A 10901-nucleotide genomic window follows, 5' to 3' on the forward strand; every position below is an offset into this window, starting at 1 on the left:
TTGGTCAGGGTTCGGTTCGAGGATGGCGCGGTTGCGCCGCCAGCTGTAGCAGAGTCGCCGCTGGTTGCCGGCCCGCCTTGGCGCACTTGCGGCAGCGCAGCCGACTGGCGAGGTCGTGGACGAACGTGGTCGGTGGATGCTTCAACGCGGCCAAATCGACATCGCTCGACGTCTTGCATCGGGCGCAGCGAATCTCAAGCCATGCGAAGCCCCCATTGACGGCCTGGTCGATGGTCGGTGACGGATCGATCGGCTCTCCGTCCGCCCACATCCGTTCGTTCCAGCTTTCGCAGAGCAACTTGTCGGCCTGCCGAATTAAGGCTTCGCCCTTGGCCCTGGTCTCCGCAGACTGCGCGGCCAGGATGCTGGTCATTGCGCGCGCCTTGCCGAGCTCCTTGTTCAGAGCCTTGCGATCGCCTCCAGAGAGCGGCGTCGGGTGATGTTTCGGCGCCATGCTGGCATCCAGCTTGCAAAACACAGACGGCGTGCGGCGGCGACCTAGTCGAACGCGGGCCAGCATCCGTCCTCTTCCAAACGACCGGTCCGTTGTTGGCAGGTGTCGTCCAGCAAGCGCCGTCCGACCTCCTTCCAGACCGCGTCGGGACCGGCTAACCGGACCGCGTCGGCCTTCTGGATCTCGACCGTTCGGCTACAGCGGCGGCATGACACCCGCAGAAGATGTCGAGGAATTTCGGACAGTTGCAGCGTCCGGATGGACGGTCCGGCTGGACGGCCTTCTGCCGTGGCGTCGTCCAGGACGGACTGCCAGTATTCGGGCGGCATGTCATCGACGGGACCTGGTGTGTGCGTCGGCGGCACGTCCCTGCGGGCGGCACGAGCCGCCATCTTCTCCATCTCATTGCGGCTCGGCATGCGCCAGCTTGCGGGTCGGTTACTCATGGTCAATTAGAACATATAGCGAACAGACGAGTCGAGTCCCCCAAAGCAGGAAAGCGGGGAAATGATCCCGGGACTTTGGGCGCGGGTGTCGGAACCGTGCCGCCCCGTTCGTCTTGAGTCCAAGTCCCCTACCTGGAGCGTTGCGTACCCATGGCCCCCCGCGCGAACTGGAAAGGCTTCCTGCGTCTGTCGCTCGTCACGTGCCCGGTGGCGCTCTACCCGGCGACCTCCGAGAGCGAGAAGATCTCGTTCAACCAGCTCAACCGGCAGACCGGCCACCGCATCAAGTATCTGAAGGTGGACGCCGACACGGGCGAGGAGGTCCCCAATGAGGACATCGTCAAGGGCTACGAGCTCGAGAAGGGTCAGTACATCGAGGTCTCCAAGGAGGAGCTCGAGGAGATCGCGCTGGAATCCACGCGCACCATCGAGATCGACGAGTTCGTCAATCGCAGCGACATCGACCCGCGCTACCTAATCCGTCCCTACTACATCAGCCCGGACGGCAAGGTCGGCCACGACGCCTTCGCCGTGATCCGCGAGACGATCCGCGAGATGGACCAGGTCGCGATCGGGCGCGTGGTGCTGACCAACCGCGAGCACATCATCGCGCTCGAGCCGATGGAAAAGGGCCTCGTCGGCACGCTGCTGCGCTATCCGTACGAAGTGCGCAGCGAGCAGGAGTATTTCGACGAGATCCAGGACGTGAAGGTGACGAAAGACATGCTCGATCTCGCCAGGCATATCGTGAACCAGAAGGCGGGCAACTTCGAGCCGGAGAAGTTCGAAGACCACTATGAGACGGCCCTGATCGAGCTCATCAACCAGAAGCGGGCAGGGAAACCGATCACGCCGAAAGACAAGCCTGCCGCGACCAACGTGGTCAACCTTATGGAGGCCCTGCGTCGGAGCGTGGGTCAGGAGGCCGCGCCGGCGAAGTCGGCGAAGCCCGCCAAGAAGCCGCGCAAGGCGGCTGCGGGCCAGAAGGAAATGCTGATGCCGATCGCCGGCAAGAAGCCGGCGAAGGAGACGGCCGCGAAAAAGCCCGCTGCCGGTGCGCGGCGGAAGTCGGCATAGGTGCGGTCCCGGATCACTGAAGGAACCCTACAAAGCGGCGCCGCGTTCACCCTTGGGGCCCTTGGCGCGTACGTGCGTCACAACTCCTAGGAGCACTTCATGGACAAGAAAATCGCCGGGTTGCTTGGCGCCGTTGCGGCCGTTACGACGGTGAGTAACGCACAAGCCTCTGCTCCGGTGCAAACGTCAAACGATCCGCTTGCCGCGCAATCCTACGCCGACTTGCTGACGCCCATTCAAAATGCAAGCGAACTGCTGGTCGCCGACGATGCCAAGTTGGCAGCAGAAAGCGCAGCAAGAGTTCAGCTCGCACAGTATGTTGCCCACCACCACCATCATCACGTGGTCGTCGTTCCTCGGCGTTCCTACCGGCGCTACCATCACCATCACCATCACCATCATCACCATCACCACGGTTCCTTTATCGGCGTGCCGGGCGTGGGCGGCGTGGTGGTCCACTAGTCAAAACGATCAGGCGCCGGCTTCGCTGACCTTGCTGCACTCGGCGCCTGTCTCTCCCTGTGCCACGCTCTGTTCGGCAGGCCATGGTCGGTTACGAAACTCCCGCCGAGCAAATCGTTAGACGAGCGGCGCGCTGGACCGGTCGGCCTCCGCACCCCGGGATTCCTACGGGGCTCCCGTCACCCGCCGTTTACGCCCTCCGACTACGATATTCGGCGTCATTCGCAGCAACTACGATCCTCGACGACAGGCGGAAGCGGCAACTCGACCGGCCGTGCAGGCCGACGGCTTCGAGCGGCAGCGCTGGATCCAGCTCGCGCAGGCTTGGCTCGAGCTCGACCGGCCGCGTTCGACGCACCGCGCCGGGCAGCAGGCGGACTAATCCCGATTTGCCGCACACTCCGGGCATGTATCCCCGATGGACTGCAGCATATTGGACCATTCCTTCGCACCCGCGCCCAGAGGGGGATGGTTAGGCGGCCTCCGAGTCATCTTCTTGTCACCTGCAACGATCTTGAGCTCGCCGCGGGGACGAGCTTTGGCTTCGCCCCAAGGATCTTGACGGCTGGGGATTAGGAACGCGTTCAGGGACGGACTGTTTTCCCAGCAGCGAGGCAACGATGGACAACTTGGACAGCATCTTTGAGCCGTTCCTCAAGCGGTTGCGGGTCAGCACCGACATCGAGGACGAGGACGAGTCCGCCGTCCGTAGTCTGCCGATCAGCGTCAAACGCATGAGTGGCGGAAACCCAATCGTCTCTCTCGGAGACAGGCCTTCTGCATCGTGCCTCGTCGTGGATGGCTTTGTTCTGAGATCGAAGGTGGTTGGCAATGGTCATCGCCAAGTTATCGCCTTTCACCAGCCCGGCGACGTTCCGGACCTGCAAAGCTTATTCCTTCATGTCATGGACCATGACGTAACGACCTTGGGCAACTGCGTCCTCGGCTTTATTCCGCACGCCGCACTCCGGCAGATCATAACAAGCCATCCCAAGGTCGCGCAGGCGCTTTGGCGCGACACTCTGACCGATGCTGCGATCTTCCGGGAGTGGATCTGCAACATTGGGCAACGCGACGCGACCAGCCGTGTGGCCCATGTCGTGCTCGAACTTTACACCAGACTGAAAGCAATCGATCGCACGGACGGCTTGTCCTTCAGCTTCCCGTTCACTCAGGCACTCCTCGCGGATGCCATCGGAACCAGTGTCGTTCACATGAACAGGGTCATTCAAGAGCTGCGCGGCCAAAACGTCCTGGAGATGGAGAGAGGAAGGATATCGATACTCGACGAGACCAAGCTGCGGCAAATAGCGGATTTCGACGTTCTTTATCTTCATCTGGACCCCTCGCTCTAAGCCATGCGGTTTTACTTCGACATCAAGGACGACTTCTACGCCGCGGTCGACGAGGAGGGTGCCGAGTTGGCTGGCGTGGAGATTGCGGAAAGGGAGGCGATCGCAATGGCTACGGCCGTCGCTAGAGACGTGATCTCCTCAAGGGGCGCGGAGGTCCTCGTTACAGTGAGGAACGACAAGCAGGCGCTGTTCGAGCTAAAGCTTACTGCTGTTCGGAAAGATCTGGGCTAGTTGCCACCAGACTTGCTGCCGCTGCGCCTGCCGCGAGGCTTCGTCAGGCGAGTCGACGCGTCGGCTTGCTGGAGTAATGGCCGCCAAAGCTCGACAGAGCATCACTACTCCGAAAAGGGTGCGGAGGATCCGTCTGGCCGGAGCATTAGGGCAGATCGGCGGATGATTAGTTCGACGGCTATCAGGGCAATAGTTGCATCGGTCCAAGCCGCTGTTCGAAATAGTCCGGCGGTCAAAGAGCGCAGCGGCGGGATTGTGGCTGCCCAAATCCGCTGGCTTCAGGGGCAGCCTTGGGCCAGTCCATAACCTAAAGCTGCGCCAGTGTTTGGCTAAATCGCGGATTGAAGCCAGCGAGATCCTGTGCGCTAATGATCACCTAGGTGGCCGAGAGAACAGTTGGGCTCGTGCATGCCACATCAAAAGCTGATCGCGCGTCTGCTGAGCGTCGGCGGTCTGTCGGAGCAAGATCGAGCCACGCTTGCTCGCATGCCGTACAAGCTCAAGACGCTGGAAAATGGCGAATATGTCGCGCGCCAGGGTGACCGGCCGACGCATTCGACCATCGTAATGAGCGGGTTTCTGTCTCGGCAGAAGGTGATCTCCGGCCGCAATCAGATCTCGTCGTTCTATATAGCTGGAGACATGCCGGATCTTCACACGCTGCACTTGCCCGTCGTGGACCATGAACTCTGCAGCATCGGCCCTTGCACCGTCGCTTCCGTGTCTCACGCCTATCTCAAAGAGCTGATGAACGAATCTCACGGGCTGACGCTGGCATTTCGGCGCGAGACGCTGATCCACGCTGCGATCCATCGCGAGTGGGTTGAAAACCTTGGCGCACGCCAGGCTCTGGGCAGGATTGCGCATCTGCTTTGCGAGCTCGCCACCCGGCTGGAGCTCGTTGGACTGGTCGACGGCGGCAGCTTCCATCTGCCCCTTACGCAGCACAATATTGCCGATGCGTGCGGGCTGTCGGTCGTTCACGTGAACAGAACTCTTCAAGAACTCAGGCGCCAGGGCCTGATCGAATGGCAGCATCACAAGGTGCATCTGTTGGACCGAGCCGCGCTTGAGGACGCGGGCGAGTTCAGCCGCGACTATCTCGCTACGCTGGAGACCGCTCGTTAGCCTCACGGCACTAACGCTGGTCGCTTGCGTTCATGTCGGAGAGCCGGTCGCTGCGGCCCCGGCGCCGCTTGGGGGGAAGCTGACGCGCCGAGGGCCGCCTGCCGGCTGTTGGCGGCGACCGGCACCCGCGATAATTTCCGCTGCTTGCGAAGGTTCCTTGCCGGCTTGCCTATTCGGCGGCCAGCCACTCGGTTTTGACGTCAACGACATAGACCAGCGTCTCGTCGCGTCGAACGACCAAGCGCCATGTCCCTCCGGGAGCAAGGACATCTTCGATGTCCCGAACTGTTCTCGTGGCGATCCGCCATGCTTCCCGATCGTCGCGCAACTCCTCACCGATTTCGTCTCGGTGCAGTCGCCCGTTTGTAATGTCGAAGTGATAACGCGGCATTGCAGGCAACGACGAGCGCGCGACACCGTTCCCCTACCTTCGTACCTCTTCGGCTGACCGAAGGGTGAGATCGCCTCGGGTCGGGGGATGCGCGATCCCACCAGCTAAGCTCTCGTCGGTGCTGATCGCACCGAACGTGACGGATGAAGGATTCGTATTGGCAGGACGGACATCAATGCCACCGACGAACGAAGTCCCACGGGGACCATGCTCGCGCGGCTAGGCACGCGTGCTGTGGAACGGCGGCGCCACCGCGAAGAGGGGAGCGCGGCCGGATGCAGGACCGCCCAGACCGGACACCCGCGCCAGTTCGCCAAACCAACTCAGTTGGCGCGAACTGAGGCCGTTTCGACGCGATTTAACTATGTTCTCGACCGGAGAACCACCCAGGTATACGGATCGCGGGGCCGAGATCGGCGGGGTCGTCCTGTGAAGCTTCTGACCGAGTACATCGAGCGCGCGCTGCAGTTCGAGAAATTGGCCGATGGCGAAGCGGACCCAGCGCTGAAGTCCGCTCTGCTGGAGCAGGCAAGTGCTTACCGAAACCTGGCCGCGAAGCGAGCCGCGCAATATGGACTTCCGCCGCCGAGCCCGCCTGATAGACAAGAAGAGGGCGCGTGAAGGATCGGCTACTCAGGCGACCGTAATCCCGGGGACGTAAGCCACTCGCTGAGGTGAGCGCCGATCTCAGCCAGCCGCGCCTTCCTGAGGAGGCTCTCGCGCTCGCTACCCGCGGGCAATCGGGCCGCCTGCTCTTTGAGTTTATCGACCTGTGCAGCTAACCTGTGTTCGAGCGAAGCCGCCTGTTTCGACGTGCGCCGGCGCTCAATCATGGGGCGCTCCTGGGGCCATTTTGACCACGTATATACGCCGGAAGGGGTAAGTTCGTTCCGAGAGCGGAACCGGTTCGGCGGCGCGTGCGGGACCGCCTGACTTGCTGGAAGGCCTACGGCAACGACGGGCAGCCGGGATCCCCGCCTTCGGCTTCGATTGGCGGAGCTATGCAGGGGCCGCCCCTGTTCACCTCGTGTCGGGCGGCCTCGCCATCTCCTTCACTGCGCGGACGATGCGCTCCGGATCATAGGGCTTCTGCAGGACCAGACTTCCCGGGACGGGACGGGCACCGACGGGCGAGAAGCCGGTCGCGTAAATCACGGGGAGCTCCGGATCGTGCTCGCGACAACGCTCGGCGATCTGCCAACCGTCGATCCGGCCCGGCAGCACGATGTCGGTGATCAGAACATCTGCCACGCGACGCCGGCACCACGACAGCGCCTCCTCGCCATTGCTGGCATGGATCACCTGATATCCCTCGTCGCGCAGCGCCTCGACCACGAATTCTCGGATAAGCGGATCGTCCTCGACGACGAGTATGCGCACCGGACCTCGACAAAACCCCCACAGCATGGGAACGGCCGACGCCCTGAGACGTTCCGGGCTGCCCGCCACTCGAGGCAGCCACCCCATCTGGAACGGCGGAATCCTTGTCGCGTTGCACCGAAACACCCGAGGAGCAACTCACATGGCGAAGAAGACGGCGAAGAAGACAGCACGCGGACGCAATCAGGATCGGGCTCGCGTGGCGGGAGGTCAGGACTACGAAGTGCGTTACGAAGCGAAGAAGACAGGACGCTCCGCTGCCGCGGTGAAGAAGGCGGTCAAGAAGGTCGGCAATAGCCGCAAGCGGATTGAGAAACAGTTGGGCAGCCGAGGGCGCGGATGACAGGCCTGCCTTGCAGGCCTGCCAACTGAAGTCACGCGTCCGGAGGAGCAGCGATGGCCATGGTCTTCATCACCGGCAGCACGGACGGCCTCGGCCGCGCGGCGGCGCAATCGCTGCTTGAGGATGGTCATCGCGTGGTGCTGCACGCCCGCTCGGCGGAGCGCGCCGCAAGCCTGGCCGAGCTCGGGTCACGGGCGGCCGGGATCGTGATTGGCGATCTCCGCAGCGCCGCCGAGACGAGGAGTGTCGCGGATCAGGTCAACGCGGTCGGGCGCATAGACGCGATCATCCAAAACGCAGGCGTCTACACCGAGGGCAGCCGCCGCTCGACATCGGAGGGGCATGCCGGCGTGCTCGCGGTCAATACGCTCGCGCCGTACATCCTCACCGCGCTGATCGACCGCCCCGGTCGGCTGGTCTACCTCAGCAGCGGCCTTCACGCGGCGGGGAGGGCTCGCTTCACGACCTCGACTGGACCAAGCGGAGCTGGGATCCGGCAAAGGCCTATGCCGAAAGCAAACTGCAGGTGGTGGCGCTTGCTTTCGCCGTCGCGCGGCGTTGGCCGGACGTGTTCAGCAATGCGGTCGATCCCGGCTGGGTGCGCACGCGAATGGGCGGCCCGGCGGCCCCCGTGGACCTCGAGACCGGGCAGCGGACTCAGACCTGGCTCGCCGTAAGCGACGACCCGGCTGCAACGGTCAGCGGCCGCTACTGGCATCACATGCGGCAGGAGCAGCCGGCCAGCGAGGCCGCCGATCCGGCATTCCAGGACCAACTCATCGCGAAACTGGGCGAACTGACGGGCCTCGCGCTTCCCGACCGTTAGAACCCGCGTCAACGGTCGCGTGGCCGGCTCCGGATTTCTACGGTTGCATCGAGAAGTGACCGTTTACCATCCAAGAGTATAATTCCGCTCCATGGACATCGAGTACGACCCGGAGCGCGAGGCCGTGGCGGCGATGAAGCTCGCCGCCGAAACCGATGGTGACGAACGTCAGCGATGGATCAGCGCTGCCCTGGCGTGGCACGAACTAACGCGCCAGCGGGCGCCTACGTCCGAGCGCAGAAAGGCGAAGGAGCCGGTCTAATCGATCTCAGAGGCGCATTCGGGACAGGTATCTCCGATCGAGTCCAGCACGTCCACTATCTCCGCCATAGCTTCGTCTTGCGACACGCCCGGCGGCGGCTGTTCGCGCGCGATTTCGAGGGCGCGCTCGCGCGCATGCGGATCGGCGCGGTCCTGCATCCAGCCGTGCTCGAGGCACTCGCGGATGGCCCCACCTCCTGCAGAACGGAGATCGCCCAGCCGCGGACTGTGCGGATCGCCGGCCGCCTTTCCTTCATCATCAGCATAGAGATCACTCCCGCCCGGACGAATCCTTCCGCCCCGTCGCTCGTTCCAGGCAGGTACCACAGGGCGGGGATTCGAACTCGCCGGCGCTCAGGCTTTTCCACCTGTTCCATGCCGGGCGTGCGTTCATGGGGGCAGTGCCAATCCCAGCGATCCGCATTGAGTGCGGCGCCTGGTGCTCTCTGCCTTGCATCTCGCCACGGCTTGCTCCCGAGGCCATGCCACGTCGTTTCCTCCCATCGGAAATTGCCGCCAATGCTGCCTTAAACGCCGGGCCGTCGCAGCTGCTTATCGGAACGACAGCAGCCTGCCGGGGTCAATCCCGCGCCATTTTTCCGCGGCGTTCGCCCGCACCCTGTTGCCGAGCATCGGCAGGCGGGCCTGTCGGTTTTGGTCGGGCACCTTCAGCCTGTCCGTGAGAGCAGCGCTGAAGGATCTGTGCATATCGTCCCGAACCGGGATGACAGTCGAGGGCAAGTCAGGCCAAGCACCGGGTAGAGGTTTTGATTCCAGCAATGAAGCTTGTGACCGAACGCCCGTTCGCCGATCCGGAAGCTGCCGCCCGCCAACTCGTTCAGCTGGCTGCGAGCATCGATGCGGTACAGGACGGACGAATCCACATCGAGAAGATCAACTATCCGTTCCTCTACACGCTTAACGGAAGCGGTGGCGAGTTCGGCGCCGGCATCAGGTGCGCCGTCGAGAAAGGCTGGCTCGAGCTGCACGAGAGCGGCACGTATGTGCGGCTGCTGGCGCACGGATAGCTTGGCGAAAAAAGCACGCCCGGCTATTAAGCCGGGCCTATAACCGCAGCAGCATGGTCCAAACCGCTCTGACCGTACCTCCCGACGGCCGATGTCGCAGGGCCAGTTCGGTTGGTAAGTTGGCAGGTAGGCAGCACGATATTGGAAGTCTGCGAAACTCGTGGCATCGCGTCTCGCCGGTCGAGAGTCAGCCGAGGCGGGTAGGTCGCTCACGTAGCATTGCCGCTTGTCTTGGCTCGGGCGGGCGATAACGAGGAGGGGCGAACCGCGGGGATGCGTACAGCATTGCACCGCCATCAGATTCGCGGAAGGACGAGCAGATGGCCGCGAAGAAAGAAGAGATTGCTGGATCCGCTGACAGTGCCTGGGATCTCTACTGCCAGTGACCCATCCCTTGCGGCCGCGGGCCAGCTGAGATGAACCACGCTCCTGAGGCTCAGAAGAACTTGCCGAGGAATCGTTCCGCACCCTCCGAGATGCCCGCGATCTTGTTTGTGGCCTGGCGGTAGAACTTGAAGTTCAGTTCCGCCCCGGGGTGCCCACTCTCCCAATTTCTGAGATTAACGACGTCTTCACGTCTCAAGGAACGTTTTGCGAGTGCGGTCCGCCTGACTTCGATGCTGACGCGAGGTGTCTGACGGGCGAGTGCCGGCGTCTTGCTCACCGCGTGGACCGAGATGACGACACCCCGAGCGAGCAGCCCCTGCCCGCCGTCTTGCTCGCTTGCGAAGACGAAAATCGTATCTCCTCGGGCGATCCTCTTCCCGCCGTACATCGTCTTCTGCGCAGTAAACGAAAGGGATCTTGCCGTCGGATCGGAAATAGCCGCCTTGATGGCAAAGGCCATTCTTTGACTCACGCTCAACAGGTGGATGGCACCAGCTCGAATCGAGCTCCGCAACGGTACCTAACCACATTCGCAAGCACAACGCGTCTGAAGCCGACCCGTGTTGGACCGTTCAGGCGCAAGAGGACGGAAGAGCAAGATTCGTCTCCGCCCAAAGCCGCCGGAGCGGATTGATTTATCGGTTTGATCCCATAATTGCACGTTTGATCGCTGATCCCTTCACGGCAGCTTCCCCAAAACCGTCGTGTCTGCACAGGAAAATTCTCGATGATTCGGATCCTGGGTCTTTGCGGCAGCTTGCGTGTCGGTTCGAGGAATTTGCGCGCGCTAGAAATCGCGCGCGATCTTTCGAATGGCGTTTGCGAGCTGATCTTGTGGCGAGGGCTGGCCAAGGTGCCGCCGTTCTCGCCTGATCTGGACCAGCCCGGGAGCCGCTTACCCGAGCCGGTAAGCGAACTTCATGAATTGGTGGAGGGTGCGAATGGGCTCCTGATAGCATGCCCGGAGTACGCCCACGGTATACCCGGCGCCTTCAAGAACGCACTGGACTGGCTGGTGGGCAGCACGGTCTTTCCGGGTAAGCCTGTCGCCCTTCTGCGGATTCCGACGAAGTCGCCCAGGCGTACCGATATGAAGTCGCCCGTGGATTCCGAGACGATGTCGCCCACCTTT

The 10901-nt window shown here is 62.7% G+C and carries 15 protein-coding genes and 2 pseudogenes; 11 read left to right on the plus strand and 6 right to left on the minus strand.

Going from position 1 to position 10901, the window contains the following annotated elements; translation table 11 throughout:
* Positions 1-4: 4 nt before the first annotated feature.
* The gene (locus tag AC0L2O_RS35605) at positions 5-454 is read right to left on the minus strand and encodes a hypothetical protein (protein WP_473373039.1); all 450 of its coding nucleotides are present in this window, start codon (positions 452-454) and stop codon (positions 5-7) included.
* Between the two features lie 44 nt (positions 455-498).
* Positions 499-900: a hypothetical protein gene (locus tag AC0L2O_RS35610; protein ID WP_473373040.1), complete on the minus strand. Its 402-nt coding sequence runs from the start codon at positions 898-900 to the stop codon at positions 499-501.
* 150 nt (positions 901-1050) lie between these two features.
* Here AC0L2O_RS35610 and ku point away from each other — a divergent pair, with 150 nt between their 5' ends.
* From ku to AC0L2O_RS35635, 5 genes are all read left to right on the plus strand, one after another.
* Complete coding sequence (ku, locus tag AC0L2O_RS35615) at positions 1051-1977, plus strand: non-homologous end joining protein Ku (RefSeq protein WP_473373041.1); 927 nt, start codon at positions 1051-1053, stop codon at positions 1975-1977.
* A 99-nt stretch (positions 1978-2076) separates the two neighbouring features.
* Positions 2077-2439, plus strand: coding sequence for a hypothetical protein (locus AC0L2O_RS35620; RefSeq protein ID WP_473373042.1), 363 nt, complete (start codon positions 2077-2079; stop codon positions 2437-2439).
* Positions 2440-3059: 620 nt separating this feature from the next.
* Positions 3060-3794 carry a Crp/Fnr family transcriptional regulator gene (locus tag AC0L2O_RS35625; protein ID WP_473373043.1) on the plus strand — a complete coding sequence of 245 codons (735 nt, stop codon included), beginning with the start codon at positions 3060-3062 and terminating at the stop codon, positions 3792-3794.
* A gap of 3 nt (positions 3795-3797) precedes the next feature.
* Positions 3798-4025 carry a DUF6894 family protein gene (locus AC0L2O_RS35630; RefSeq protein ID WP_473373044.1) on the plus strand — a complete coding sequence of 76 codons (228 nt, stop codon included), beginning with the start codon at positions 3798-3800 and terminating at the stop codon, positions 4023-4025.
* Positions 4026-4433: 408 nt separating this feature from the next.
* Positions 4434-5153 carry a Crp/Fnr family transcriptional regulator gene (locus AC0L2O_RS35635; protein ID WP_473373045.1) on the plus strand — a complete coding sequence of 240 codons (720 nt, stop codon included), beginning with the start codon at positions 4434-4436 and terminating at the stop codon, positions 5151-5153.
* A 169-nt stretch (positions 5154-5322) separates the two neighbouring features.
* Here the strand turns inward: AC0L2O_RS35635 and AC0L2O_RS35640 are convergent, their stop codons facing one another.
* On the minus strand, positions 5323-5544 hold the full coding sequence (locus tag AC0L2O_RS35640) for a DUF6894 family protein (protein ID WP_473373046.1): 222 nt from the start codon (positions 5542-5544) through the stop codon (positions 5323-5325).
* Between the two features lie 429 nt (positions 5545-5973).
* Between AC0L2O_RS35640 and AC0L2O_RS35645 the strand changes: the two genes are divergently transcribed.
* Positions 5974-6165 carry a hypothetical protein gene (locus AC0L2O_RS35645; RefSeq protein ID WP_473373047.1) on the plus strand — a complete coding sequence of 64 codons (192 nt, stop codon included), beginning with the start codon at positions 5974-5976 and terminating at the stop codon, positions 6163-6165.
* Between the two features lie 399 nt (positions 6166-6564).
* Here AC0L2O_RS35645 and AC0L2O_RS35650 read toward each other — a convergent pair whose 3' ends face one another.
* A complete protein-coding gene (locus tag AC0L2O_RS35650; RefSeq protein WP_473373048.1) occupies positions 6565-6924 on the minus strand; it encodes a response regulator in 360 nt (119 codons plus the stop codon).
* A 142-nt stretch (positions 6925-7066) separates the two neighbouring features.
* On the opposite strand from AC0L2O_RS35650, the gene AC0L2O_RS35655 reads away from it, so the two are divergent.
* The 3 genes and pseudogenes from AC0L2O_RS35655 to AC0L2O_RS35665 all read left to right on the plus strand — a co-directional run bounded on the left by AC0L2O_RS35655 (position 7067) and on the right by AC0L2O_RS35665 (position 8355).
* Positions 7067-7267 carry a DUF3606 domain-containing protein gene (locus AC0L2O_RS35655; protein WP_473373049.1) on the plus strand — a complete coding sequence of 67 codons (201 nt, stop codon included), beginning with the start codon at positions 7067-7069 and terminating at the stop codon, positions 7265-7267.
* A 53-nt stretch (positions 7268-7320) separates the two neighbouring features.
* Positions 7321-8093, plus strand: a pseudogene (locus tag AC0L2O_RS35660) (SDR family NAD(P)-dependent oxidoreductase).
* 91 nt (positions 8094-8184) lie between these two features.
* Positions 8185-8355 (plus strand): hypothetical protein, encoded by a 171-nt coding sequence (locus AC0L2O_RS35665; RefSeq protein ID WP_473373050.1) that lies wholly within the window; start codon positions 8185-8187, stop codon positions 8353-8355.
* On the opposite strand, the pseudogene AC0L2O_RS35670 reads toward AC0L2O_RS35665, so the two are convergent.
* A pseudogene (locus AC0L2O_RS35670) lies at positions 8352-8620 on the minus strand (hypothetical protein). The gene AC0L2O_RS35665 and the pseudogene AC0L2O_RS35670 sit on opposite strands and share 4 nt — an antisense overlap.
* Before the next feature lie 513 nt (positions 8621-9133).
* Here AC0L2O_RS35670 and AC0L2O_RS35675 point away from each other — a divergent pair.
* Positions 9134-9382: a hypothetical protein gene (locus AC0L2O_RS35675; RefSeq protein WP_473373051.1), complete on the plus strand. Its 249-nt coding sequence runs from the start codon at positions 9134-9136 to the stop codon at positions 9380-9382.
* Positions 9383-9818: 436 nt separating this feature from the next.
* On the opposite strand, the gene AC0L2O_RS35680 is transcribed toward AC0L2O_RS35675, so the two are convergent.
* Positions 9819-10229, minus strand: a complete 411-nt coding sequence (locus AC0L2O_RS35680; RefSeq protein WP_473373052.1) for a hypothetical protein — start codon at positions 10227-10229, stop codon at positions 9819-9821.
* Between the two features lie 267 nt (positions 10230-10496).
* Between AC0L2O_RS35680 and AC0L2O_RS35685 the strand changes: the two genes are divergently transcribed.
* Positions 10497-10901, plus strand: a 405-nt coding sequence (locus AC0L2O_RS35685) for an NADPH-dependent FMN reductase (RefSeq protein WP_473373053.1), incomplete at its 3' end; no start/stop codon positions are given.

It is taken from the genome of Bradyrhizobium sp. Kon10 (genome assembly GCF_055807395.1).